Below are 24,786 nucleotides of genomic sequence, written 5' to 3' on the forward strand. Positions count from 1 at the left end.
GAAACAATGACAATTAGTGAAGTACAAATTAAAGGTAAAAAAGCAAAGGAAGCCAGTACTCTTTTAATCGCAAATACAACTGCTGAAAAAAATGATGCGCTGTTGTTAATAGCCGATCAGCTTCTTATGGATAAAGAACATATTTTATCAGAAAACTTAAAAGACCTTCAAGAGGGTAAAGATAACGGGTTAACTGAGGAAGTACTGGACCGTATCATGCTAAATGAATCCCGAATTCAAGATATGTCGGATGCGATAAAGTTGCTTGTTGGACTTAAAGACCCGATAGGTGAAACAATTGAATCGATTACGAAGGGAAATGGTTTGTTGATTCAGAAAAAACGGGTTCCTTTAGGTGTTATAGGAATGATTTATGAAGCAAGACCGAATGTCACTGTCGATGCCGCAACGTTGTCCTTGAAAACAGGTAATGCAGCAATTTTACGTGGAAGCTCTTCAGCAAAGTATTCCAATAAAGTTCTAATGGAATCCATTCATACAGCACTGGAAAAGAGTGTTTTAACTGTAAATGCTGTTCAACTAATTGAAGATACGAGTAGAGAAACGGCAAAGGAATTGTTTACTTTAAATAAATATTTAGATGTGTTAATTCCACGGGGGGGTAAAAACCTAATTCAAACAGTAGTTCGCGAGTCAACAGTTCCTGTGATTGAGACAGGGGCGGGGAATTGTCATGTATATATTGATGCATCCGCAGATTTTGAAATGGCTAAAGAGATTGTATTGAATGCCAAGATTCAACGTCCATCGGTTTGTAATGCAATTGAATCGATTTTAATACATGAAGATTGGTTTGCCGTACATGGTAAATCAATCATCGAAAGTCTTTTGGAGAAGAACGTAACTATTTTTGGAGATGAAGTAGTAATAGGCGCGTCGGATTCAGTTAAGGCTGCTACATTGGACGATTGGTCAACGGAGTATTTAGGGTTATCCGTAAGTATGAAAGCAGTAGCAAATGCAGAAGATGCAATTTTACACATTAACGAGTATGGAACTGGACATTCTGAGTCGATTGTTACGAAAGATACTGAAACTGCCAACCTGTTTTTAAATACAATAGACGCGGCTGCAGTTTATCACAATGCATCAACTCGTTTTACGGATGGATTTGAATTTGGCTACGGTGCTGAAATTGGAATAAGTACGCAAAAACTTCATGCAAGAGGTCCAATGGGTTTACAAGCATTAACGTCTAGTAAATTTGTAATACAGGGAACAGGACAAATTCGTATATAATTTTAACAAAGCTGCTTGGTTGCATGAACCAGGCAGCTTTTTTTCGTGAACTTCTTTTCTATAAAATAATCGTTAACCTCGCATTACATGGGAAAACTAGTTATGATGTAGTCATGATACTTTAGAAATGAGGAAACTACTATGAGTGAACAAAATTTAGAATATCCTAAAAAAACATGTTCTGTTGAGCGTCTTGTAACAGTACCTGAGGATGTTGCAAAAGTGCTTAAGGGACAAAAAACAGCTACCCGTCGTAACGGAGTGTATGCATATCCTGGTGAAGTGATGGTGCTTGAAGGTAAAGAATTTAAAGTAGACGCACTTTATTCACAAACATTAGGCGAGATGACAGATGAACATGCTAAACAAGAAGGTAATACTACGATGGAAGAATATAAAGAAATAATTCTTGCAATGCACCCAAAAATGCCATGGTTACCGACGATGAGTGTATGGGTACACGAGTTTAGTCCGGTAAAGAACTGATTAAATGAACCCGGGCATCTATGGTACGATTGTATTTATGCACGTTATCAGTGCAATTCTCTCCATAGGTCCATTATTTCTCTTAATGCCGATTATTAAAAGGTTGCGTGGCGTTAAAACGGATATTGAAACTGCTTATTTATCCGTTATTAGCGTTATCATCCGGATCGTCATGCATGCAGGACATGTTTTGGTCGTATCAGGTGTCTTGTTGCTGATTTTTGGACCATGGCCTTGGTATACTTCCTGGGTCATAATGACAATTGCGATATTGCTGTTATCGGGTGTCTTTTTATCGCGAGGTTTTACAATTGTATTACGTCGATTCCATAACCCAGGAATGGATAAAAACAGCATTCTCAACCGCTTGAATACGACATCGTGGATTTATATATTTTTGATGCTCATAATGCTTTGGTTGATGGTGCAAAAACCAATCCTATGGTGAGTAGAAAAGTATTTCTACATAAAAACAGATGTGCAGATTTTAATCTGCACATCTGTTTTATTTTATTCGGCTGCTTCTATTTCCTCTGTTAATACAACAAGTTGGTCAATTAAATCACCTATATAAGAGATTGTATCAAGTAAAGGCTGTTCTGTTGTTATATCGACACCTGCCATTTTAGCGAGTTCAGCAGGTGATTTTGTTCCGCCAGCTTTTAGAACTTCTAACCACTCTTCGACTGCGGGTTGACCTTCTTCTAATATACGCTTAGATACTTGTGTGGAAATCGTTAATCCAGCGCTATACGTGTATGGGTACAAGCCCATAAAATAATGTGGTTGACGCATCCATGTTAATTCTGCACCGTCATTGATTTCGACATCTTCACCCCAGAATTCCTCTAAGACGCCACGTTTTAAATCGTTTAAAATGTTTGCGGTAACACTTCCGCCTGAATCGATTCGTTCATATACTTTACGTTGGTAAGCGGCTTCCAACAAGTGAGTCACGAAATTATGATAATACGTACGAGCTACGATAGATGAAATGACCCAACGTTTGAATTTCGGATCATCGGAGTTCGAAAGCATTTGATTCGCTACGAACATTTCATTCATTGTCGAAGGAGCCTCGATGAAATAAAGAGACGGTCTTGCATTAAAGATGTTTTGTGCACGATTCGCGTTATAGAAATGTCCTGCATGACCAAGTTCATGTGCTAGAACGAAGACATCTTCCATACTGCCTGTCCATGAAATGAGCATATAAGGGTGATTGCCGTAAGGACTTGAACAAAATGCACCGGTAGATTTCCCTTTGTTTTGTGCGAAGTCGATCCAACGTTCATCGTAAGCACGGTTAACCATATTTAAGTAATCATCACCCATAATTGAAAGTGCATCATTAATGTGTTTTTTTGATTCTTCAATAGTTATTACGGGTTCGTATGTCGGATCTAACGGGATTTTCAAGTCAGCAAATGTCATTTTATCAAGACCATGAACTTTTTGAAGAAGTTTTGCATACTTACGCATATGTGGTGCAAGTTCTTTTGTTATTAAGTCAATTTGACGGTCATACATTGTACGATCTACTTCTTGATTGAATAATAGGTAATCGAATATTGTTTCATACCCGCGTATATCAGATGTAGTTTTTTCTGCTTGAAGATGCATATCGTATGTTTTAGCAGTTGTATGTTGATAATCTCTTAATTTATTAGAAAACGCATTAAATGCTGCGTGGCGCTTGTCTGTATTGACTTCTGATTCCCAACCGCCTTCAAAGGATACGTAACTGAGTGGATATTTTTTTCCGTCTACTTCAAAGTCTTCAAATGCCATATCAGCCATTTTTGTCGTGTTGTACAAACCATATGCACTACTAAAGGTAGAGGAAAATGCAGCTAAAGTTTTTTCGACTTCTGGATGCAATTGAAACTCTTTTTTCTGAATAACTTTTTCTAAGTAAACTTTGAAGTCTGCTGACTGATTTTGTGCCTCTTCTAATACTTCAGCTGGAAGTTCGGACAGTTCACTGTTGACAAAAGATAATTTACTACTGATTTTAGCAGAAATGGAACCGAATTTACTCGAGCGCATTTGTGCCATATCATCTGTTAGGTCTACACTGGACGCCAAGCTTGTATATGTACCAATTGGAACGATCTTTTCGAAGAGAGCTGCATATCCTTTCAGAGCAAGATTTACTGAAGCTGCATCTTTGATTTGACCATTAAAACGCTCTACAAAATCATCTACCTCTTTTTCTAAAGTGATTATAGCCGAATTAAATTCCTCTTCGGATTTGAATAAATCGTTAAGATTCCATGTTTCTTCTAGTTTTACATCTGAACGTAGTGGTAATGTTTTCGCCATTCATATCTCTCCCTGTTGGAACTGTTTTTATTGTTTGATAGTCGAACTAATGAATAGTATATCTTAGGAAGATGGGAATGTAAAAAAACGAATCACCTAATTTCAAACTATCTGATAGTTAATTTTGTCTTTTTGAAATTTGTTCAATTTCATCGGATACAACAAATGCAAGTTCATCATTCCCGAACATTTGTAAAACATCCATTAACGTTTCATTACCAATATCTAATGGATCTACGTCATCCATCTCTTTAATTGTTTTCTGTAAAGATTCGTTGACCACTTGTTCTGGATATGCTTTTGAATATAAGAGTTGAGGGTCAAGATTATGATTCAAACACCACGCTACAAAAAGTTGAATCATTATTTGTTCATCTTCTTGATATTTCTTTATAATGAATTCTTCACTCGTGTTATTCTCCACTGAGATGTCCTCCTTTTTGAAATGGCTACTTATAGTGTATATGAAATAGGACATTTAAGTCTTCTAACTTAAATGTCCAAAGATTTTTTATGAAGATTTTTTGTTGTTTACAAAGAATTTGATGATCCAATCAGATTTAAGTGGACCGTTCACAATTTCATAATATGTGGATGTATTCAAAAGGATATAATTACTGTCAACAACTATTGTAAACTCGTTTCCATACTCAGTTTCAAGAACTAAACGTAATCCATCTTTCTCTTGTAGGGCAGAAATTTCATCAGGTTTTAATTTACGCACATGATACGGTTCTAAAAACAGTATTAGACTTTCAAGTGTGGTTTCATCATCGATTACCCACTCATATGGCGGAGTTCCGAAATTAGAAGGTTTGTTTAAGGTCACTGAGATAAAAGGATCATTCATATAGTTGGTGAGTTCTGTAAATAATCGTTCATCGTACTCATTTTGGGATTGAATAATAGCATAGGTGCCTCCAAGTAGAATTGCAATTAATAGGATAGCTCTAAACTTCATGTTGATATCCTCCTACAAATCGTTTCTATAGTATACGCATGGACGTCTTTTAGGTGTTGTACTTATGACTAACAAGATATGTAGAAGAAAGAGGTAAAATGCTTAGAATGAATGTTATGATAATAGATAACTAAAGATGAAAGGGTGAGGACTATGAAAACTGAAATACTGAATGCTATTCAAGATGAATATCCGGATGATTTTGCGTGGTGTTATGGTTGTGGGAGATTGAATACTGAGGGGAATCATTTTAGGACAGGCTGGAATGGTGATGAAACGGTAACATTCAATCAACCATCAGAGGAATATACAGCAATTCCAGGTTTTGTTTATGGGGGTGCAATTGCTTCCCTTATTGATTGTCATGGGACAGGTTCTTGTTCACTAGCGCTCCATCGTAAAAACGGTTTTGAGCCTGGAAGTGGGGAAGTTCCGCCACGCTTTGTGACTGCATCTTTAAACGTAAATTACTTAAAGCCAACACCTCAAGGAGCACTTCTGAAAGCAGTTGGTAGAGTAGAAGAAATCCATCCGAAGAAATGGAAAGTATTTGTAGAACTTTTTGCGGATGAAACACTCTGTGCAACGGGTGAAGTGGTTGGTGTAGTAATGCCGGCATCATTTATGAAATAAAGCGATAAAAGTACGATTTTTAATGGAACGGAGGCGTCCATATGTGGTTTATTGTGGGGATTGTCGGATTAAGCATGAGTGTGCCAATCACAAGAATTATTACACAACATCTGCAGACAATGGCAAAAATTAAAGGTGATTTAATTCAAAATGAAATCGAACTTGAAAAACTGAAGCAACAAAATTATATTATCGAAACGGAAAAAATGAAATTAGAGCTAAAGAAAATGCAGTTGGAATATCAACCTGAAAAAATCGAGCTTTCAAAAGTATAATTTGGAAGGTGTTTTTAAATTGGAAAATAGCAACCCACCGTACAATGACTTAATGGGCGACATCCTAAAGAAACATGCAAAAGATGGTGGAATGGAAAATCTAAAAGGGCAGGGTAAACCTATACCGAAAGAATATTTTTCTGGCGACACATTTCAGCACTTTCAAAAGATTGCTAAGGAAGCTGGATATAAACCGCATTGGCTAAAACTACAACATGAAATTCGAGATGAAGTGATTGTTCTTTCGGAAATTCAGAAACTGAACATAGTCGCCGTTTCGGAAAGTCAGATTGTACAAGTAAATCAAAAAATTGCAGAGTACAATAAATCTTGTCCACCTCCTTTACAAAAAGGAACGATAACTGTTGAAAGCATTGAAAATGCAGTTTCACGTTGGAAATAGATTTTTGAAACTTTCGGATACTCTCATACGTATAGTAAAGTACATTGTTAAATAGAAAAGGGGGTAGTAAAATTTGGAAAATAAGGGATTAAAGATTTTAATTCATGCTAGTGGTTATTTTGCCCCATTTCTTGTTCCAATTGTAGTTTATCTTTTATGTCATTTCTTTCTAGATGATCTAGAAGCAAAAAAGTTGTCGATACAAGCAGTGCTTTTCCAGTTAGTTATGTCAGTCTTAGCATTTGTGTCGTTCCTACTGATATTTGTTATTATAGGAATTCCATTACTGATTGCTCTTGGATTAGTATGGTTTATCGTTCCTATCATTGGAGTTTATAAAGCATTAAATGATCAACCGTTTAATTATCCAATTGTCGGTTCGTGGGTTAAATAAGCAAATCAATAACAGCCTCCGCAGTAATGTATGCGGAGGCTGTTTTATATTGAAGTGGGATTATCCAATTTTGATTGATTTTTAAAAGGTCAATTTCATGTATTATCTAACCGTTTTTTGTTTTGGTAAGGACTTATTCCTTCTTAAGCCAAAAATTGCATAACCGGCAACGAGTATTAATATCACGCCTGTAAGTATGAATGCATTTTGGAATTCAAGATCTAAATAACCAATTAAACCAGACCCAGCTACTACACCGATGGAAAAGAATGCATAGAAATATCCGTATGCTTTCCCACGAAATTCGGGTTCAGATGAATCGATTAATAATGAATTAATCGATGGGAAGAGGAATGCGAATCCTACGCCGTAAAGCATCATCGCTACATATAAATAAAGCAATGCTTCTACTTGGCTGAGAAACAACATACTCAGTCCCATTAATAACATACCAAAAGCGAGTGTAATCATAGGTCGGACACGGTCGAAGATTCGATTGATAGGTAATAGGAAAATGAGTAAAGCCGTCACACCGAACGTACTTAATAAAAGTCCTGTCATTTTAGTATCGAAATTCAATGCTTCTACTTTAAGTGGAAGAACAAGTGCTAGAACTCCTTGTGAAAACATTAAAAAGAAAGCCCCTGCAAAAGCACGAACCATGCCGGGGGATTTAAATAACATTTTTACACGAAACGTGGATCCTGAATGTGAACCGGGAGTTTTTCGAACATGCTTAAAGGATCTTAAAACAAAAAATGCTGAAATCGCGATGATAAACATGATTCCACCATTAACGGCCATAATGAATGGAGTACTTGTCTTTGCTGCAACGATTCCACCATAAGCAGGACCCAAAATTGCCGCAAATCCAACAAAAGCTCCAGAAATTGCAACGCTTCTTCCACGTTTAGATTCCTCGGTACGGTTCGCTAGATATGTAAAAGCTGCCGGTACTATTAAACCTTCCATAAATCCGTGAACAAATCGAACACCAAGTAAGCTAATGGGGTCGCTTGCAAAAGAATACAGAAAAAGTGAAATTGCTGAAGCAAACAAGCCGACAACTAGAATCATAAATGGTCCTCGTCGATCCGTTAAAAATCCTGAAATAATATTACCGATTGTATTAGAAAAGGAGTATAATCCAACTGCTAGTCCAGTGAGGAAGGGAGTAGCACCTAATGAAAGTGCGAATGGGCTCATTACAGGCAATTGAGAAAATAAATCAAAAAATGAGAAAAAGACAATGAGATAAACGAAAGCGCGCATACTAAATAAAGCCTCTTTTCATTATAATAAAGAATACTTTAACCTTACCATTTTTTACGTTCTATAGAAAAGGATTGTTTGTGAACAATTTGTTCAAAAATTGGCATTCATCTCAATCTATCGTTAAAATAAATATAGAACAGATTTAGATGCAGTTATTGAAAGGGGAATTACTATGAGTCGTAAAATTAGAATAGGAATTGCTGGTTATGGGAATCTTGGAAGAGGGGTCGAATATGCAATTGCAGAGTGTTCGGATATGGATCTCATAGGTGTATTTACAAGAAGGAACCCAAGCGACGTTAAAGTAGTAAATGAGGATATACCCGTCTATGCATTCGATGAGTTAAAAGATTTTCAAAATAAAATTGATGTGCTTATTCTATGCGGTGGATCTAAGAATGATTTACCGATACAAGGACCTGCATTATCTTCTATGTTTAACACTGTTGACAGTTATGATACACATGCGAAAATTCCAAGTTATTTTGAAGCTGTAGATGCTTCAGCAAAACCGAATGGCAAGACCGCGATTATTTCGGTTGGGTGGGATCCTGGTTTATTTTCAATCAATCGTTTATTTGGAGAAACTGTGCTACCTAATGGAGAAACCTATACATTTTGGGGCAAGGGACTAAGTCAAGGCCATTCAGATGCTGTTCGTAGAATTGATGGCGTTAAAGGGGCAGTCCAATACACAATTCCTGTACCTGATGCTGTTGACCGTGTACGAAGCGGGTCGCAACCTGAACTAACGACTAGGGAAAAACATACACGTGATTGCTATGTAGTTCTTGAAGAAGGAGCAGACTCAAAAGCGGTTGAACATGCTATTGTAACAATGCCGGATTACTTTGTGGATTATGATACGAAGGTTTCTTTTATCAGTGAAGAGGAATTAAAGAATACTCATTCTGCAATGCCACACGGCGGATTTGTCATTCGCAGCGGTAAAACAGGTGAAGGAAACGCTCAAGTTATTGAATATTCGTTGACACTTGAGAGCAATCCTGAGTTTACTTCGAGTGTGCTTGTTGCGTATGCTAGAGCTGCTTACAAAATGAATGAAAAGGGTGATGTCGGTGCAAAAACAGTATTTGATGTTGCACCTGGACTCCTTTCACCAAAAACAGCTGCAGAGTTAAGAAAAGAATTACTTTAAAAGGATAGGGAGCTGAATCGAATGAAAAAACTAGACGAAACGTTGACGATGCTAAAAGAATTAACAGATGCTAAAGGGATACCGGGTAATGAACGTGAACCCCGCTCGGTTATGAAGAAGTACATAGAGCCTTTTGCAGATGAAATTGAGCAAGATGGACTCGGCTCTTTAATCGCTAAAAAAACGGGTGAAGAAAACGGTCCTAAAATAATGGTTGCGGGTCATCTTGACGAAGTCGGTTTCATGATTTCCAAAATAGATGACAAAGGATTTCTTTCATTTCAAACAGTTGGTGGATGGTGGTCGCAAGTTATGCTTGCACAGCGAGTAACGATTGTTACGCGTAGTGGAGAAACGGTTACCGGAGTTATCGGTTCAAAACCACCACATATCTTAACACCAGAAGCTCGTAAAAAACCGGTTGATATTAAAGATATGTTCATTGATATCGGCGCAACTTCCAAAGAAGAGGCGATGGAATGGGGCATCTTACCAGGCGATATGGTTGTACCTTATTTTGAATTCACAGTCATGAACAATGAAAAATATCTTCTTGCTAAAGCATGGGACAATCGAATCGGTTGTGCGATTGCGATAGATGTATTAAAAGCGTTTAAAAACGAACCACATGCAAACATTATTTTTGGGGTTGGTGCTGTACAAGAAGAAATTGGATTACGTGGCGCAAAAACGGCGGCAACAAAAATTCAGCCTGATATTGGTTTCGCAGTGGATGTTGGCATTGCAGGAGACACACCGGGAGTCACTTCTAAAGAGGCAACAGGTAAAATGGGTGACGGTCCTCAAATCTTATTGTTCGATGCTTCAATGGTATCTCATAAAGGTTTACGTGAACTTGTCGTAGATACAGCTGAAGAGCATGGAATTCCATATCAGTTTGAGACGATTCCAGGAGGCGGGACAGACGCGGGTTCAATTCATCTTGCTGGAAATGGCGTTCCGTCTTTAGCGATTTGTATTCCGACACGCTATATCCACTCTCACGCAGCAATGTTGCATCGTGACGATTATGAAAACACGGTGAAACTAATTGTTGAAGTCATTAAGAAGTTAGATCGCGACACAGTAAATAAAATTACATTTGAATAGGTCACAACTAACAAACCTCGTTATTTTCCAAATGGAGATAGCGAGGTTTTTTATATGGAGTTAAATAATACAAATTGCGAATAAGTTATAAAAATACACTTGACTTTATATTTATACATACATATAATAAGGCATACGATTTAATTTGAAGGGCGGAGACAAAATGATGATGCATGTAACTGAAACAGCGAAAGATATGGAAGTGGGATTAAAGGGAAGAGATTTATTAACATTGTTAGACTATACAAGTGAGGAACTTACTTACTTGCTTAATAAAGCGGATGCGATGAAAAAAGATATGAAAAAAGGAATAATGCCTCAGGTTTTGGCTGGGAAAACACTTGGTATGATCTTTGAAAAACATTCTACACGTACACGCATTTCATTTGAAGTTGGAATGATTCAACTCGGTGGGCATGCAATGTTTATGAATGCACGCGATATGCAAATTGGTCGTGGTGAGTCTGTTTCGGATACTGGGAAGGTTCTTTCAGAGTATTTAGATGGTGTAATGATTCGCGCGAATTCACATGAAATGGTTAAGGAATTAGCGGAACATACATCAGTCCCTGTAATTAATGGACTAACGGATATTTTTCACCCTTGTCAAGCCTTAGCGGATTTATTGACGGTAATGGAAGTGAAAGGTTCTATGAAGGGACTAAAACTCGCATACATCGGTGACGGTAATAATGTTGCACACTCGCTTGTGATTGCCGCAGCGCATATGGGAATGCATGTCGCGGTAGGAACGCCAGCTGGTTTTGAATACAATCCCAATCTATTGTTGAAAGCACAAGTAATCGCTGCTTCTAATGGAGGAAGTGTTATGGAGACAACAAATCCAGTTGAAGCTGTAACGGGTGCAGATGTGGTTTATACGGATGTCTGGACGAGTATGGGGCAAGAGGAAGAGTCGGCAGCACGTTTGATTGCATTTAAAGACTTCCAAATTAACGATCAATTGATTGCGAATGCAAAAAAAGACTATATGTTTTTACATTGCTTACCTGCACATCGTGAAGAAGAAGTTGCGACATCTGTAATAGATGGACCCAATTCATATGTATTCCAGCAAGCCGGAAATCGTTTGCACGCACAAAAAGCAGTTTTAGCGGCACTACTATAATAAAATCTGTAGCAGAGTACTTGCTAGGTTCGATTCAATCTCATTTCATCGTTAGTATGGTATACTTTAATATAGTTATATAGTCCTTTTGTTTGAAATTTCATAAAGAGGATATAGACTATACAGTACTTAAAAAGGGGACGATGCAAATGATGAGTGAAAATCTAGCAACAGCATTAAACGAACAAATGAATAATGAATTCGCAGCTGCACAAACCTACTTATCTATGGCTTCTTATTGTGAATACCGTAATTACTCTGGGTTCGCCCATTTCTTTTTACAACAAGTGGAAGAAGAAAGAATGCACGCTATGAAAATTTATTCATACTTAAATGACAGAGGATTCCGTGCGGTTATTTCATCTATTCCTGCACCTACGACTTCGTTTGATAATCTATTAAACACTTTTGAAGTATCCTTACAGCAAGAAAAAGAAGTTACAAAATCGTTTTATCGCATAATGGATATTGCTTGGGAAGAAAAGGAACATGCGACAATCTCTTTCCTCAATTGGTTCCTTGATGAACAAGTTGAAGAGGAAGCAACATTCGATACGCATATTGAATACTTGAAGAGACTTGGTGAAGATAAAAACGCATTATTCATTTATGAAAAAGAACTCGGACAAAGACAGTTCTCTGAAGAATAAAGTAAAGTTATAACTTTCACCAAAACATCTGGAAAACCGTTTATTGATTCTATCTGAATCAATAAACGTTTTTTTTTTTGCTGTCTATCCATAAAATCAGTAGGCCTTTATTCATGATTTGCGGATATAATGATCGAACTGTCTGATATAACTCATCAACAGTCGGATAAACCGAGCGCGGTGTCTGATATCGCTCCCGGAGTGTCGGATAAACCGTCGGAAGTGTCTGATATAACACCATTTTGATAGGGGACTATGATTTTATTTGTATGGAGGCTTTTATACAAAGGATTTCTAACAAAATATATCTGGCGTTTACATATTATTACAAATCGATAAAATGAAGATGAAAATCGGGATATTATTGTTAGCTATTGGCCAGTTTTTAATATATTATCTTACTATTAGGAAATACGTGAAGGATGAGGAATAATAATGATTGAATATTTATTGGTATTTTTAGGGGGAGCAATCCCATGGCTGGAAATTGGACTTGTCATTCCGGTTGGGATTGTCGGCGGATTATCACCTGTCTGGGTAATAATTGCCGCATTTGCAGGGAATTTAATCACCGTACTTGTTGTCATATTTGGCTATCAAAAGTTTAAGGTGTGGAGAGAATCTAGGAACGGAAAAAACGAAAAAGCGGAGTCTAAAAGAACCGAGCGCGGCAAACGAATTTGGAATAAATACGGTATGCCAGGTCTCGCACTCGTTGGACCAATTCTAATTGGAACACATATTGCTGCATTTATCGGATTGTTTTTTGGAGCAAGTAAAACAAATACAACCGTATGGATGACTTTAAGTATTGCTGTATGGTCGTTGATTTTCGGAGTAGTAACAGCAATGGGCTTTAACTTTTTTGTAAGTACAAGTTGAAGTGTAATAACACTTCGTAAAAGCCGCTCAGTAAATGGAGTGGCTTTTACAATGTGTATAGACTCAGCTCGCTGTAAAAGCTTGAGCAAGTTCTCCAGCCATCTTTGATTTTTCTTGCTCGCCTGAGTTATTCCATAGTTTTTCAAAAAACACACCAAGACCGGGTAGTAGGTGTTCTTCCCCGCGTTTAATGGCATCTTCGACAACGCCGCGAATATCGTCTGCTGAGTTATTGGTCATATTAGCAGATATTGCATCTCTAATTTGAAAATCCATTTTATCAACCTCCCAATTCTATATTGCACACAATTATCGCCAACTATACCGACATTTGTTACACTAAAAGAAAAAGGTGGAGTACTGTTTATGAAACGGATTGAATCGATACAAAATTCACTTGTAAAGCATTGGAAAAAGCTCGTATTGACACGAAAAGAACGTGATCACTCAAAGGAATTTATCGTTGAAGGGTTTCATCTTGTGGAGGAAGCGTTAAAAAATAATGGTGCACTTTTAGCATTAATCGTCCGTGAAGATGTCGAAATTCCTAGCAACTGGGATATAAAAAATGTACATAGAGTAGAAGTGAACAATGCAGTTGCAAAAGAAATTTCTGAAACAGAACAAACGCAAGGTATTTACGCACATTGTCGTCAACCTCAGTACGGAGAAGAGAACTTTACAACTTGGCGGAAACTATTATTAATCGACTCAGTACAAGATCCGGGAAATGTTGGAACGATGATCCGAACGGCGGATGCCGCGGGTATGGATGCTGTTATTCTAGGGAAAGGTACGGCTGATCCTTATAATCCGAAAACGGTACGTGCAGGTCAGGGATCCCACTTCAACATTCCTGTTGTACGAGGTGATCTCGCAGAATGGATTGAAAAGTCAAAAGAGGCACATATTCCTATACTAGGTACAGGTCTGGAAAATGCAGTAGCTCATACAGACATAGAAATTGAATCGGACTTCGCTTTAATCGTAGGAAATGAAGGCAGCGGAGTCAATCCGCAACTTCTTCATGCAGCGGATAAGGTCGTTATGATTCCACTTTACGGTAAAGCAGAATCACTTAATGTTGCAGTTGCTACTGGAATTCTCTTATACACATATTCCAAGAAGTAATTCCTAAGTTGAAGATTATAGATCTATCGGCTATAATTGTAAGCAGTGTAATTAAATCAAAAGCTTTGATCGGGAAAAGTAAACAAAACATAAGCCAAAAAGAGAGTCCGCGTCTTGACTGAAAACGCAGATGGGCTGAGTTTGTTGAAGTTCACCCCGTGAGCTGCCGCCGGGACCAGAGAAATCTGCGAAAGGTGTGCCGGTGCTGGACCGTTATTCCAATTTGAGAGATCCTATCTTCGGGTAGGGTAATCAGGGTGGTACCGCGAAATCGTCCTCGTCCCTTTTATAGGGGCGAGTTTTTTAATTTTGGAAGGAGAATTTGAATGGAGCAACAGTTAAAGGAATTGAAAGAACAAGCACTAGTAAAAATTAACGAAGCAACAACTGTAAAAGAGTTGAATGACGTCCGTGTCGCATACTTAGGAAAAAAGGGTCCCATCACAGATCTACTTAAAGGAATGGGGAAATTACCTGCTGAGGAACGTCCTAAAATGGGTGCCCTTGTAAATGTTATTCGTGAATCTGTTACAGAAGTTCTTGAAGAGCGAATGACGAAACTAGAAGAAGCAGCAATAAATGAACAGTTGGAGAATGAATTTATTGATGTGACTTTACCAGGAAGACCCGCACGTACAGGCAATCATCATCCTTTGACTCGTGTTGTCGAGGAAATTGAAGATTTCTTTATAAGTATGGGCTATGAAATTGCAGAAGGACCTGAAGTTGAGAAAGATTATTATAACTTTGAGGCACTTAATTTACCAAAAGATCATCCTGCGCGTGATATGCAAGATTCGTTTTATATTACTGAAGATGTTCTTCTACGCACTCAAACATCACCTGTGCAAGTTCGGACGATGGAATCAAAAGGCGGAGCGCCAATCAAGATTATTTGTCCGGGCAAAGTGTACCGACGCGATAGCGATGACGCAACTCATTCACATCAATTCACACAAATTGAAGGTCTTGTTATTGGAGAAGATATTTGTATGAGTGATTTAAAGGGAACACTTTCGTTATTTGCTAAGAAAATGTTTGGTGACGAACGTGAAATTCGACTTCGCCCTAGCTTTTTCCCATTCACAGAGCCTTCCGTTGAAATGGATATCTCGTGTTTTAAATGTAGTGGAGACGGATGTAATATTTGTAAAAAGACAGGCTGGATAGAAATTTTAGGCGCCGGTATGGTGCATCCTAATGTTCTCCGAATGTCCGGCTATGATCCGGCTGTAGTGTCTGGCTTTGCATTTGGAATGGGACCTGAGCGTGTAGCAATGTTGAAATATGGTGTGGAAGACATTCGTCATTTTTATACAAATGACGTGCGGTTCTTATCGCAATTCCACCGGACGGAAGCTTGAGGAGGATAAATTATGTTAGTTTCTACAAAATGGTTAAGTGATTATGTCAATATCGATGGAATAACACCGGCAGATTTAGCAGAGAGCATAACGCGCTCTGGAATTGAAGTCGATGCAATTATAGATCGCTCGATGGGGATGACGCATGTCGTTGTTGGACATGTATTGGAATGTGTAAAGCACCCTGAGGCAGATAAATTAAATATTTGTCAAGTGAATGTTGGGTCTGAAGTAACACAAATTATTTGTGGAGCAGCCAATATTGCTGAAGGACAAAAAGTGATTGTTGCACGACCAGGTGCCGTATTACCAGGCGATTTTAAAATTAAAACAGCCAAACTTCGTGGTGAAGAATCAAACGGAATGATTTGTTCATTACAAGAACTTGCGATTGAAGGAAAGCTTGTCCCGAAAGCATATGCAGAAGGTATTTATGTACTTCCTGACAATGCAGTTCCAGGAGAAAATGCACTTCCGCTAATTGGTCTTGATGACGTTATATTGGAATTCGATTTAACAGCAAATCGTTCGGACGCACTGAGTATGTTGGGAGTAGCTTATGAAGTAGGCGCGATTTTATCACAAGGAATCGCTCTTCCTGAAATCTCTTACACGGAGTCGAGTGAAAGAGCAGAAGATGTTTTAAAGTTACGTATTGATGCAAGTAAAGATAATCCAATGTATGTTGCAAAAGTTGTAAAGAATGTCGTCATTAAAGAGTCGCCATTATGGCTTCAAAATCGTTTAATGGCTGTTGGTATTCGTCCACACAATAACGTAGTAGATATTACAAACTATGTGTTAATGGAATATGGACAACCACTTCATGCATTTGACTACGATCGACTTGAAACAGGTGAAATTGTTGTTCGATATGCAGAAGATGGAGAGAAGATTACAACTCTTGATGATGCTGAACGTACTTTGAAACCACATCATCTTGTCATTACAAATGGTAAAGAGCCGGTCGCACTAGCAGGTGTAATGGGTGGGTTGGATACAGAGGTTCATGATGGAACGACTACTGTTGTCATTGAATCGGCTTATTTTGCACCATCCTCAATTCGTCGTTCGTCTAAGGAACACGGACTTCGTAGTGATGCAAGTTCACGATTTGAAAAAGGCGTAGATCCGGAGCGTGTTATCGAAGCGGCAGAGCGTGCTGCACAGCTTATATCGGAAATTGCTGGAGGGGACGTATTAGCAGGTTCTGTAATCATTGACGAGCTTGATAAAACTCCTGTCCGTATTACTGTTTCACCAGATTATATTAACAATACGTTAGGAATGAAAATATCTCTTGAAGAGATGTTATCCATCTTAGATCGTTTGCAAATTGATACCGAAGCAATAAACGGCAAACTTGTGATTGATGCTCCTACTCGTCGACAAGATCTTCGCATTGAAGAAGACATTATCGAGGAAATTGCTCGAATGCATGGATATGACTTAATTCCAATGACACTTCCGATTACAGAGTCTACACCTGGAGGCCTCAGTCCATATCAAGCAAAACGTCGTGTAATTAGGGCTTTTCTTGAAGGAGCTGGGCTCTATCAAGCGCTCACTTATTCATTAACATCAAAAGATCAGGCTCAGAAATTCGCACTTGAAACTGCTCCTGTTACTGAGTTGTTAACACCGATGAGTGAAGATCGAAGCGTTTTACGTCAAAGTCTGATTCCTCATTTACTTGAAGTGGCAACTTATAATGTTGCGCGTCGAAATGATTCGGTAGCACTTTATGAAACGGGATCAGTATTCCTTGGGGTAGAAGAAGATGGGCTTCCTAAGGAAGTTGAGCATGTTGCGGCACTGATCACAGGAAAATGGCTCGACCATGCATGGCAAGCAGAAACGAAAATGGTTGATTTCTTTGCACTAAAAGGTGTCGTAGAGGGAATGATGGACAGTCTTGGTCTTGTTGAAGGATTGTCGTTTGAACAAGCGGTGATTGAAGGCATGCACCCAGGTCGTACAGCGAATATCTTCCATAATGGGGAACGCGTCGGTCTAATTGGTCAGGTCCATCCAACAGAACAGAAAAAACGGGACTTGAAAAACACTTATGTAATGGAAATGAATCTTGCGCAATTGCTAGCGATTGAAACGGACGAGCTGTTGTATGTTCCAGTTCCACGTTTCCCGTCGATTTCAAGAGATATTGCACTAGTTGTTTCTAGCGAGACTTCAGCAGGCAGACTCGAGAAAGTAATTCGAAATGCTGGCGGTAAATTGTTGCAATCTGTGAAGTTATTCGATTTGTATGAAGGCGACAATGTAGAAGACGGTAAGAAGTCGGTAGCATTCTCGTTGACGTATGCAGATGCAGAGCGAACGCTTAAGGATGATGAAGTCGTGAAAGCACATGAACAAGTATTAAATGCATTAACAACTGAAGCAGGGGCTTTGCTCCGCGGATAAATATAATGCAAGCCGCTAATGTAACTCTGTTAGCGGCTTTTTGTGTTGTAGAAAACTAGTATTGGGGAGAATGGTGTTTAGTCCAACCAAGATTCGGAATCGTCCAACCAAACCCTGAGATAGTCCAACCAGAATCCGATAGTGCAACCAAGGACTGGATTAGTCCAACTAAACCCGAAGATAGTCCAACGAAGCCACGCGTTAGCCCAACATATCTCCGTGTTCGTCCAACCAAGCCTTGGTAAATAAAAGCCACACACGAAAACATTCGTGTGTGGCTAGTATTATCTATTACCCGGTTTCACAACATTAAATCCAATATCTGCTTTCAAATAAACTTTTTGATTATCCGCTGCTTCTGCTGGATCTTCAGTCCAGAAATCTGCGATGCCGTGAATGATATACTCGCCCTCTGGAAATCCTTCGTTGATAACAGTCTCCACGAAATCCACGTAGACCTCGTCGTCGGTATCGCTATACCCACCGGCAAATTCATAGTTCTGACGGAATGTGATCCCTCTTTCTAACGTCGTAACTATGAGTGGTTCGTTCATTGCGTAGTCAACTGTGAATCCACGTGTTCTTTCTTCGAATGGAAACGAGAAAGGGGAAGCGGAGTGGTAAATGTCGATGGAATCCATTTCTCCGATATAAGTAATCTCAGCAAAAACTGCTATATCGCCAAATTCATCGTAGACATCTTTCTCAGAAGATAATTTATATATGAAATCTCCTTGAGTCGCTTCTGCTTTAGCCGGTGGAAGCGGCTCGCTTGTACCAGTATCGATATTTTCCTTAGCTCCACAAGCAGTTAGAAATAGTGCGATAAAAATAAATAAGAACATTTTTTTCAAAACTATCACCTCAATAATTAGTACGTACACTTCATTACTTCGTTACATTCTTTTTTTATTGGCTATCGCTTGTGCCTTTTTTGCATTCGCAAAATGCCATTTCGTTAGTGATTTTAATTTTGCTTCCCCGTCTTTCAATAAAATGCGGGCCGCTATCTCGTCAACTTTTGCACCAGCACCTTTAGGCAAAGTCATGCCGGCAATTTTACTTAAATTGTCCATTTCTTCAAGGAATGCCACGCGGGCAATTATAGAGGCAGCCGCAACAGCTACATGGAGTCCTTCAGCTTTTGTTGAAAAAAGCACGTTTTCTCTTATGATTTCCTGCTCTTCTTTAATATGATTGTAATAAATGCCGCGTTCTGCAAATTGGTCAATTAGTATATAGTCCGGTTTTTCATTGCCCATTTTTGTTAAAACATGTTTAAGAGCTTGATTGTGAAGCAATGCCTTAATTTTACCTTGCGACCAACCTTTTTCTTGAACATTATTGTATTTATCATTTTTCAAGGTGAGCACACTATGGATAAGAGTAGCCTGTAAGTCAGGTGCGATTTTTCGCATAAGATCGTCATTTAGTTGTTTGGAGTCTTTCACACCAAGTTCTTTAATAAGTTCAATTTGGTCGGCACGTACAAAGCAGGCTGCAACAGTTACGGGTCCAAAGAAATCACCTGTTCCAGTTTCATCAGAACCTATTACGGAGTATGTTGCAAAGTTTTTTGGAAGCAGATCCCCTTTGGTTTGAACTGTTTCTGTTCCAGTCTTGTTTTGAGCGACTCCCCAACGCGTAGCTTCACGTGCTGCTCCTGACCCCTGGAAGAGCACTTTCTTAGATTTATAGACTGTAATCGAAGTATCTGGTAACTTAGCTGCAAAGACAACTCCTGGGGCATTGCGTACAATTTTTGAAATGCTATAATGAGTGATAATATCTTTTATACCCTTTTCATCTAAAATAAGAACTTGATTGGTCAATTTTAACTTCCTTTCGTCTACATAATACACAAATAATCAGGTTTCATGGTATGATTGGATACAGAGTTTTTACGTGGGAGGTCGAACCATTGGAAGACGTACAGAAAACGCGTATTGCGGTAGAAATCTATGGAAAGACCTATAAAATGATTGGCACAGAATCCAGTAAACATATGCGTATGGTTGCCTCGTTGGTTGATGATCGAATGAGAGAAATCAGTTCGCATAACGCTAATCTTGACAGTACTAAAATTGCTGTTTTAACCGCTGTTAATAGTGTACATGATTATGTGAAATTAAAAGAGCAAATAGAACTGTTAGAAGCACAATTGAAAAAGTTGAAGGGTTGACGGTAATACATGTTAGATTTATTAATTATTTTTATGCTACTCGCGGGCCTTGTAACAGGTTTCCGGCGGGGCCTTATTGTACAGGTAATACATATGACCGGGTTTATTATTGCTCTTGCAGTTGCCTATAACTATTATCAAGTACTAGCTGAGAAATTTGTACTGTGGATTCCTTATCCCGGTGTAACAGCTGGTTCAAAATTATCTATTGCGGTAGAGCAACTAGATTTAGATGAGACATTTTATCGATTACTGGCATTCGTTCTTATTTTTCTTGTTGTTAAGTTTGGATTGCAATTATTTGCTTCTATGTTTGATTTTCTGAAATTCTTACCCGTTCTTGGTTTTATTTCAAGATTTATAGGAGCAGCATTTGGTTTCATAGAGTTTTATATTCTGATATTCCTTGTGCTTTATTTGTTAGCTATGTTACCTGTAGAGTTTGTTCAAGGAGTTATTGAGAATTCTATTCTTGCAAAAACAATGTTTGAACATACCCCGATATTATCTGAAACAGTTAAAAATTGGTGGTTTATTTATACTAAATAATGGCTTCCCTCAAATGGAGGGGAGCTTTTAAAATTGGAGGGTCTATTATGAACAAGAAAACAATTATTCGTACATTTGAAAAAATCGCTTTATATATGGAGCTGCTTGGAGAAAATCATTTTAAAGTAGGTGCTTTTAGAAAAGCGGCGAATATTCTTGAATTGGATCCACGGAGCTTATCTGAAATGGATGATATTTTAAAGCTCAAAGGAATTGGAAAAGGTACGGGTGCCGTTATAACAGATTTAATGGATAAAGGTGAATCCGATCTTCTTCGTGAGTTGGAAGAGACAGTTCCAAAAGGGCTTGTTCCGATGTTGAAAATACCTGGTCTTGGTGGTAAGCGAATTGCGAAACTTCATGAGGCGATTGGGATAGATTCAATCGAATCACTACAGGAAGCATGTTCCAACGGTGAAGTTAGTAAAGTTCCTGGCTTTGGAAAAAAGACAGAGGAAAACATATTAGCGGAACTTGAAATATTAGGAACAAGAGAAGGTAAATTCCCTATATGGCAAATGGAGAATGTCGTATTACTTGTTGAGGAGCATCTTCAAGAAATCGAGGAAATCAAACGTTTTTCAGTAGCGGGAAGCTATCGTCGAACAGAAGAAGAAAGCAGTGACGTAGATTTCATCATTGTTACTGATGAACCAAGTATTGTTCGTGAGAAGTTACTTGGCGCATTGCCAATCATTTCCACAATTGCTGCGGGTGATTCAAAACTGTCCGTGACTCTTGATTTGGAAGATCCAATGGATGCAGATTTCCGTTTTGTGAAAGCAGAACAATTTGCATCAGCCATTCATCATTTTACTGGATCAAAAGATCACAATATTCGCATGCGTAAAATTGCTAAAGACCGAGGCATGAAAATAAGTGAATATGGTGTTGAAAATGAGGATGGTAGCGTAACTACTTTCGAATCAGAGGAACAATTCTTTGCTCATTTCGATCTGCCCTTTATTCCGCCAGCAATACGACGAAACGGTGTAGAAATAGACCGGGCTGAAGAGATATCAACACTTGTTACACTAGAAGATATTAAATCGGACTTGCATATGCACTCTACTTGGTCGGATGGTGCGCATTCGGTTCGTGAAATGGTTGAAGCAGGTCGGTCAAAGGGATATTCTCATATCGTCATAACGGATCATTCCCAATATTTAAAAGTGGCGAATGGATTAACACCCGAGCGTCTTCGGGAACAAATGACGGAAATTCGAGAATTAAATGAGGAATTTACGGACATAGAAATTTTTTGTGGTACGGAGATGGATATTTTACCAGATGGGTCACTTGATTTTGATGATGAATTACTATCGGAATTAGATTTTGTGATTGCGTCCATCCACTCCAGCTTTACACAAACTGAAGATGAAATTATGGAACGATTGCATAAAGCGATGAAAAATCCACATGTGCATATGATCGCTCATCCAACGGGACGTATCATTGGGAAACGTGAAGGATACAAAGTTGATATTCCTAAACTCATCGGTTGGGCAAAGGAATATGGTAAAATACTTGAATTAAATGCAAATCCGTACCGGTTGGATCTTTCAACAGAATATTTGGTTCTGGCACAACAGGCTGGTGTTTCTATAGCCATTAATACGGACGCACACGCAATTGAACAAATGAGATTTATGGATACTGGTGTAAAATACAGTCAGAAAGCTTGGCTGAAAAAAGAAACGGTCGTAAATACATGGCCACTTGATAAATTCATCCGCGAAATTGTGGAAAAATGAAAGGTAGTGTAAGACAATGGAAACCCGTGTCTTAAAAACACTTGAGTTTGATAAAATCCGTGATCTAGTTGCAAAACATTGTACATCGAAAGCAGGACGTTCATTTATAGATAAGTTGGTACCAGTTAGTGACTTTTCAGAAGTAGTTCGACTGCTTGAAGAGACTGATGAGGGTATGTCTATCCTGCGCCTGCGAGGCAATGTTCCAATGGGCGGTATAAGTGATATTCGTCCACATGCTAAAAGAGCACAAATGGGCGGCGTTTTAAGCGCATATGAGCTCATGGAAACAGCGAATACGATTCGAGCAAGTCGTATTTTACGGCAGTTCATCGAAGCAATTATTTCCGATGAAGACATTGAAATTCCACATTTTGAAGCGAAAAAAGATTTAATTCCAATATTGACTGGTTTGGAACATGAAATAAACGCGGCAATTGATGAGAACGGTTATGTTGTCGATAGTGCATCAAGTGCACTTCGCTCAATTCGACAATCGTTACGCATTCAAGAATCCCGTGTAAGAGAACGTCTTGAAAGCTACACAAAAGGAAAAAATGCTGCACTGATGTTATCGGACGCGATTGTCACCATTCGAAATGATCGATTCGTAATTCCAGTGAAATCTGAATATAGATCTCATTATGGTGGTGTGATACACGACATGTCTTCTTCAGGACAAACGGTTTTTATTGAACCTGATGGAGTCGTCCAGGCTAACAATGAAATTAGAAATTTGAAATTAAAAGAATCAGAAGAAGTGCAGAAAATTCTCATGGAGTTATCTGGAAAAGTGCAAGAAGTTGCTCATGATCTTTTTACACTCGTTACTGTATTATCGGAAATCGACATCATATTAGCGAAAGCGAAATATGGTACTTTAAATAAATACACCAAACCTATCGTAAATAATGAAGGATACATTCGTCTTTCACAAGCAAGACATCCACTCATTCCTGTTGATGAAGTCGTCTCGAACAACATTGAATTTGGGAAAGACATCACCACAATTGTTATTACAGGTCCAAATACAGGTGGTAAGACGGTTACACTTAAAACAGTTGGTTTGTCGGTTTTAATGGCGCAGTCCGGACTGCCAATACCTGCGTTAGATGGTTCAGAAATCGCTGTCTTTGAGTCTATATATGCGGATATTGGGGATGAACAATCGATTGAGCAAAGTCTCAGTACATTTTCATCTCGGATGGTAAACATAGTAGATATACTAAAAAAATACGATGAAAAATCGCTTATCATATTAGATGAACTTGGCTCAGGAACAGACCCGCAAGAAGGTGCGGCTCTCGCTATTTCAATTTTAGATGAAATACATGGAAGTGGCGCGCGAGTTTTAGCAACTACACATTATCCAGAGTTGAAAGCATACGGCTATAATCGACCTGGGATAGCGAATGCTAGCGTTGAATTCAATATAGACACACTGAGTCCAACATATCGTCTTCTAATTGGTGTTCCAGGAAGAAGTAATGCGTTTGAAATTTCAAAACGGCTTGGATTAGCAGACAATATAATAGAACGTGCAAAAACGTTTACAGGTACCGATCGTGGGGAAGTAGAATCGATGATCGCTTCTCTTGAAGAAAGTCGTGTTCAGTCTGAAAAAGATGCAGAAGAGACGCATAATGTTTTGCTTGAGACAGAACAATTGAAAAAAGAACTTCAGGAACGATTAAATGAATTTGATGCAAAAAAAGAAGTGATGGAAACAAAAGCGAAGGATCGTGCTCGGAAAATTGTTGAGGCGGCAAAAAGTGAATCTGAAGCCGTACTATCCGATTTAAGGGCGATGCGCTTATATGCGGGAGCTTCAGTAAAAGAACATGAACTTATCGATGCTAAAAAACGACTTGAAAATGCTGCACCAGGTGAAAAGCCGAAAAAGGTGGAAACTAAAAAAGCAAGTGTACGACCACTCACAGTTGGTGATGAGGTCCAAGTGCTCAGTTACGGGCAACGGGGTACTCTGCTCGATAAAGTTTCAGCAACGGAGTGGGTTGTTCAAATCGGGATTTTGAAAATGAAACTAGAAGAGTCGGGTCTACAATATGTGAAACCTGAAAAAGAGAAGAAAACGTATATTTCAACCTCTGTAAAAGGTCGAGATTCGAATGTTTTACTGGAGCTAGATTTACGTGGAGAACGCTTTGAAGATGCACTCATCCGTACGGAAAAGTATTTGGATGATGCAATCCTTTCAAATTATCATCAAGTATCCATCATTCACGGAAAAGGAACCGGTGCACTTCGACAAGGTGTTCAACAGTATTTAAAGACTCATTCACGTGTGAAAAACTATCGTTTTGGTGAAGCGGGCGAAGGTGGCCACGGAGTAACTGTTGTCGAATTGAAATAATTATTGAAACCTTTTGGAGCGGTATCCGTATAGGTAGAAAAGACCGAAGACAGAAGGAGCCGGTAA

26 protein-coding genes and 1 other annotated feature are annotated in these 24,786 nt (G+C 38.6%); of the genes, 19 read left to right on the forward strand and 7 right to left on the reverse strand.

Translation table 11 applies throughout. The features are described from left to right. Positions 1-12: 12 nt before the first annotated feature. The 3 genes from ACFSFY_RS03855 (at position 13) to ACFSFY_RS03865 (ending at position 2,194) form a co-directional block, all read left to right on the forward strand. Positions 13-1,260, forward strand: coding sequence for a glutamate-5-semialdehyde dehydrogenase (locus ACFSFY_RS03855; protein WP_381536043.1), 1,248 nt, complete (start codon positions 13-15; stop codon positions 1,258-1,260). Positions 1,261-1,401: 141 nt separating this feature from the next. After that, positions 1,402-1,746: an ASCH domain-containing protein gene (locus ACFSFY_RS03860; protein WP_381535848.1), complete on the forward strand. Its 345-nt coding sequence runs from the start codon at positions 1,402-1,404 to the stop codon at positions 1,744-1,746. A gap of 4 nt (positions 1,747-1,750) precedes the next feature. Then, positions 1,751-2,194: a hypothetical protein gene (locus tag ACFSFY_RS03865; RefSeq protein WP_381535849.1), complete on the forward strand. Its 444-nt coding sequence runs from the start codon at positions 1,751-1,753 to the stop codon at positions 2,192-2,194. Between the two features lie 62 nt (positions 2,195-2,256). Here ACFSFY_RS03865 and pepF read toward each other — a convergent pair whose 3' ends face one another. The 3 genes from pepF to ACFSFY_RS03880 all read right to left on the reverse strand — a co-directional run bounded on the left by pepF (position 2,257) and on the right by ACFSFY_RS03880 (position 5,032). After that, positions 2,257-4,071 (reverse strand): oligoendopeptidase F, encoded by a 1,815-nt coding sequence (pepF, locus tag ACFSFY_RS03870; RefSeq protein WP_381535850.1) that lies wholly within the window; start codon positions 4,069-4,071, stop codon positions 2,257-2,259. Positions 4,072-4,189: 118 nt separating this feature from the next. Beyond that, positions 4,190-4,495 (reverse strand): hypothetical protein, encoded by a 306-nt coding sequence (locus tag ACFSFY_RS03875; RefSeq protein WP_381535851.1) that lies wholly within the window; start codon positions 4,493-4,495, stop codon positions 4,190-4,192. 87 nt (positions 4,496-4,582) lie between these two features. Next, positions 4,583-5,032, reverse strand: a complete 450-nt coding sequence (locus tag ACFSFY_RS03880; protein ID WP_381535852.1) for a hypothetical protein — start codon at positions 5,030-5,032, stop codon at positions 4,583-4,585. Positions 5,033-5,185: 153 nt separating this feature from the next. On the opposite strand from ACFSFY_RS03880, the gene ACFSFY_RS03885 reads away from it, so the two are divergent. The 4 genes from ACFSFY_RS03885 (at position 5,186) to ACFSFY_RS03900 (ending at position 6,737) form a co-directional block, all read left to right on the forward strand. Further along, positions 5,186-5,665, forward strand: a complete 480-nt coding sequence (locus ACFSFY_RS03885) for a PaaI family thioesterase (RefSeq protein ID WP_381535853.1) — start codon at positions 5,186-5,188, stop codon at positions 5,663-5,665. Between the two features lie 41 nt (positions 5,666-5,706). Further along, positions 5,707-5,940, forward strand: coding sequence for a hypothetical protein (locus ACFSFY_RS03890; protein ID WP_381535854.1), 234 nt, complete (start codon positions 5,707-5,709; stop codon positions 5,938-5,940). Between the two features lie 19 nt (positions 5,941-5,959). Continuing rightward, on the forward strand, positions 5,960-6,343 hold the full coding sequence (locus ACFSFY_RS03895) for a DnaJ family domain-containing protein (protein ID WP_381535855.1): 384 nt from the start codon (positions 5,960-5,962) through the stop codon (positions 6,341-6,343). 73 nt (positions 6,344-6,416) lie between these two features. After that, on the forward strand, positions 6,417-6,737 hold the full coding sequence (locus tag ACFSFY_RS03900; RefSeq protein WP_381535856.1) for a magnetosome magnetite crystal formation protein family: 321 nt from the start codon (positions 6,417-6,419) through the stop codon (positions 6,735-6,737). Positions 6,738-6,839: 102 nt separating this feature from the next. Here ACFSFY_RS03900 and ACFSFY_RS03905 read toward each other — a convergent pair whose 3' ends face one another. Then, a complete protein-coding gene (locus ACFSFY_RS03905; protein WP_381535857.1) occupies positions 6,840-8,009 on the reverse strand; it encodes an MFS transporter in 1,170 nt (389 codons plus the stop codon). 175 nt (positions 8,010-8,184) lie between these two features. On the opposite strand from ACFSFY_RS03905, the gene ACFSFY_RS03910 reads away from it, so the two are divergent. From ACFSFY_RS03910 to ACFSFY_RS03930, 5 genes are all read left to right on the forward strand, one after another. Then, entirely contained in the window at positions 8,185-9,171 is a 987-nt protein-coding gene (locus ACFSFY_RS03910) for a diaminopimelate dehydrogenase (protein WP_381535858.1), read from the forward strand. A gap of 21 nt (positions 9,172-9,192) precedes the next feature. Continuing rightward, complete coding sequence (locus tag ACFSFY_RS03915) at positions 9,193-10,281, forward strand: M42 family metallopeptidase (protein ID WP_381535859.1); 1,089 nt, start codon at positions 9,193-9,195, stop codon at positions 10,279-10,281. A 166-nt stretch (positions 10,282-10,447) separates the two neighbouring features. Then, the gene (gene argF / locus ACFSFY_RS03920; RefSeq protein ID WP_381536044.1) at positions 10,448-11,410 is read left to right on the forward strand and encodes an ornithine carbamoyltransferase; all 963 of its coding nucleotides are present in this window, start codon (positions 10,448-10,450) and stop codon (positions 11,408-11,410) included. 149 nt (positions 11,411-11,559) lie between these two features. Further along, the gene (locus tag ACFSFY_RS03925; protein ID WP_381535860.1) at positions 11,560-12,060 is read left to right on the forward strand and encodes a ferritin; all 501 of its coding nucleotides are present in this window, start codon (positions 11,560-11,562) and stop codon (positions 12,058-12,060) included. Between the two features lie 435 nt (positions 12,061-12,495). Next, entirely contained in the window at positions 12,496-12,942 is a 447-nt protein-coding gene (locus tag ACFSFY_RS03930) for a small multi-drug export protein (RefSeq protein WP_381535861.1), read from the forward strand. Between the two features lie 63 nt (positions 12,943-13,005). Here the strand turns inward: ACFSFY_RS03930 and sspI are convergent, their stop codons facing one another. After that, a complete protein-coding gene (gene sspI, locus ACFSFY_RS03935) occupies positions 13,006-13,218 on the reverse strand; it encodes a small acid-soluble spore protein SspI (protein WP_381535862.1) in 213 nt (70 codons plus the stop codon). 90 nt (positions 13,219-13,308) lie between these two features. Here sspI and ACFSFY_RS03940 point away from each other — a divergent pair, with 90 nt between their 5' ends. The 3 genes from ACFSFY_RS03940 (at position 13,309) to pheT (ending at position 17,861) form a co-directional block, all read left to right on the forward strand. After that, positions 13,309-14,073 (forward strand): TrmH family RNA methyltransferase, encoded by a 765-nt coding sequence (locus ACFSFY_RS03940; protein ID WP_381535863.1) that lies wholly within the window; start codon positions 13,309-13,311, stop codon positions 14,071-14,073. A gap of 56 nt (positions 14,074-14,129) precedes the next feature. Then, positions 14,130-14,361 (forward strand) — a binding site (T-box leader). Between the two features lie 38 nt (positions 14,362-14,399). Beyond that, the gene (pheS, locus tag ACFSFY_RS03945; protein WP_381535864.1) at positions 14,400-15,437 is read left to right on the forward strand and encodes a phenylalanine--tRNA ligase subunit alpha; all 1,038 of its coding nucleotides are present in this window, start codon (positions 14,400-14,402) and stop codon (positions 15,435-15,437) included. A gap of 12 nt (positions 15,438-15,449) precedes the next feature. Then, positions 15,450-17,861: a phenylalanine--tRNA ligase subunit beta gene (gene pheT, locus ACFSFY_RS03950; protein ID WP_381535865.1), complete on the forward strand. Its 2,412-nt coding sequence runs from the start codon at positions 15,450-15,452 to the stop codon at positions 17,859-17,861. 284 nt (positions 17,862-18,145) lie between these two features. On the opposite strand, the gene ACFSFY_RS03955 is transcribed toward pheT, so the two are convergent. Beyond that, the gene (locus ACFSFY_RS03955) at positions 18,146-18,715 is read right to left on the reverse strand and encodes a membrane lipoprotein lipid attachment site-containing protein (protein WP_381535866.1); all 570 of its coding nucleotides are present in this window, start codon (positions 18,713-18,715) and stop codon (positions 18,146-18,148) included. A gap of 42 nt (positions 18,716-18,757) precedes the next feature. After that, on the reverse strand, positions 18,758-19,693 hold the full coding sequence (gene rnhC, locus ACFSFY_RS03960) for a ribonuclease HIII (RefSeq protein WP_381535867.1): 936 nt from the start codon (positions 19,691-19,693) through the stop codon (positions 18,758-18,760). Between the two features lie 50 nt (positions 19,694-19,743). On the opposite strand from rnhC, the gene zapA reads away from it, so the two are divergent. The 4 genes from zapA to ACFSFY_RS03980 are packed head-to-tail and all read left to right on the forward strand — an operon-like array spanning position 19,744 to position 24,720. Then, on the forward strand, positions 19,744-20,043 hold the full coding sequence (gene zapA, locus ACFSFY_RS03965) for a cell division protein ZapA (RefSeq protein WP_381535868.1): 300 nt from the start codon (positions 19,744-19,746) through the stop codon (positions 20,041-20,043). A gap of 9 nt (positions 20,044-20,052) precedes the next feature. Further along, positions 20,053-20,592 carry a CvpA family protein gene (locus ACFSFY_RS03970; RefSeq protein ID WP_381535869.1) on the forward strand — a complete coding sequence of 180 codons (540 nt, stop codon included), beginning with the start codon at positions 20,053-20,055 and terminating at the stop codon, positions 20,590-20,592. Positions 20,593-20,639: 47 nt separating this feature from the next. Beyond that, complete coding sequence (gene polX / locus ACFSFY_RS03975; protein ID WP_381535870.1) at positions 20,640-22,346, forward strand: DNA polymerase/3'-5' exonuclease PolX; 1,707 nt, start codon at positions 20,640-20,642, stop codon at positions 22,344-22,346. Between the two features lie 16 nt (positions 22,347-22,362). Beyond that, positions 22,363-24,720 (forward strand): endonuclease MutS2, encoded by a 2,358-nt coding sequence (locus ACFSFY_RS03980; protein ID WP_381535871.1) that lies wholly within the window; start codon positions 22,363-22,365, stop codon positions 24,718-24,720. The last annotated feature ends 66 nt before the right edge of the window (positions 24,721-24,786 follow it).

Source organism: Sporosarcina siberiensis, from assembly GCF_042681925.1.
Taxonomy (GTDB): domain Bacteria; phylum Bacillota; class Bacilli; order Bacillales_A; family Planococcaceae; genus Sporosarcina; species Sporosarcina siberiensis.

Excerpts from the sequence above, each read along its gene's own strand:
- ACFSFY_RS03860 (WP_381535848.1), top strand. The coding sequence starts at position 1,402 with ATGAGTGAACAAAATTTAGAATATCCTAAAAAAACATGTTCTGTTGAG.
- ACFSFY_RS03865 (WP_381535849.1), top strand. The coding sequence starts at position 1,751 with ATGAACCCGGGCATCTATGGTACGATTGTATTTATGCACGTTATCAGT.
- pepF (WP_381535850.1), bottom strand. The coding sequence starts at position 4,071 with ATGGCGAAAACATTACCACTACGTTCAGATGTAAAACTAGAAGAAACA.
- ACFSFY_RS03880 (WP_381535852.1), bottom strand. The coding sequence starts at position 5,032 with ATGAAGTTTAGAGCTATCCTATTAATTGCAATTCTACTTGGAGGCACC.
- ACFSFY_RS03885 (WP_381535853.1), top strand. The coding sequence starts at position 5,186 with ATGAAAACTGAAATACTGAATGCTATTCAAGATGAATATCCGGATGAT.
- ACFSFY_RS03890 (WP_381535854.1), top strand. The coding sequence starts at position 5,707 with ATGTGGTTTATTGTGGGGATTGTCGGATTAAGCATGAGTGTGCCAATC.
- ACFSFY_RS03905 (WP_381535857.1), bottom strand. The coding sequence starts at position 8,009 with ATGCGCGCTTTCGTTTATCTCATTGTCTTTTTCTCATTTTTTGATTTA.
- ACFSFY_RS03910 (WP_381535858.1), top strand. The coding sequence starts at position 8,185 with ATGAGTCGTAAAATTAGAATAGGAATTGCTGGTTATGGGAATCTTGGA.
- ACFSFY_RS03915 (WP_381535859.1), top strand. The coding sequence starts at position 9,193 with ATGAAAAAACTAGACGAAACGTTGACGATGCTAAAAGAATTAACAGAT.
- argF (WP_381536044.1), top strand. The coding sequence starts at position 10,448 with ATGATGCATGTAACTGAAACAGCGAAAGATATGGAAGTGGGATTAAAG.
- ACFSFY_RS03925 (WP_381535860.1), top strand. The coding sequence starts at position 11,560 with ATGATGAGTGAAAATCTAGCAACAGCATTAAACGAACAAATGAATAAT.
- ACFSFY_RS03930 (WP_381535861.1), top strand. The coding sequence starts at position 12,496 with ATGATTGAATATTTATTGGTATTTTTAGGGGGAGCAATCCCATGGCTG.
- sspI (WP_381535862.1), bottom strand. The coding sequence starts at position 13,218 with ATGGATTTTCAAATTAGAGATGCAATATCTGCTAATATGACCAATAAC.
- ACFSFY_RS03940 (WP_381535863.1), top strand. The coding sequence starts at position 13,309 with ATGAAACGGATTGAATCGATACAAAATTCACTTGTAAAGCATTGGAAA.
- pheS (WP_381535864.1), top strand. The coding sequence starts at position 14,400 with ATGGAGCAACAGTTAAAGGAATTGAAAGAACAAGCACTAGTAAAAATT.
- pheT (WP_381535865.1), top strand. The coding sequence starts at position 15,450 with ATGTTAGTTTCTACAAAATGGTTAAGTGATTATGTCAATATCGATGGA.
- zapA (WP_381535868.1), top strand. The coding sequence starts at position 19,744 with ATGATTGGATACAGAGTTTTTACGTGGGAGGTCGAACCATTGGAAGAC.
- ACFSFY_RS03970 (WP_381535869.1), top strand. The coding sequence starts at position 20,053 with ATGTTAGATTTATTAATTATTTTTATGCTACTCGCGGGCCTTGTAACA.
- polX (WP_381535870.1), top strand. The coding sequence starts at position 20,640 with ATGAACAAGAAAACAATTATTCGTACATTTGAAAAAATCGCTTTATAT.
- ACFSFY_RS03980 (WP_381535871.1), top strand. The coding sequence starts at position 22,363 with ATGGAAACCCGTGTCTTAAAAACACTTGAGTTTGATAAAATCCGTGAT.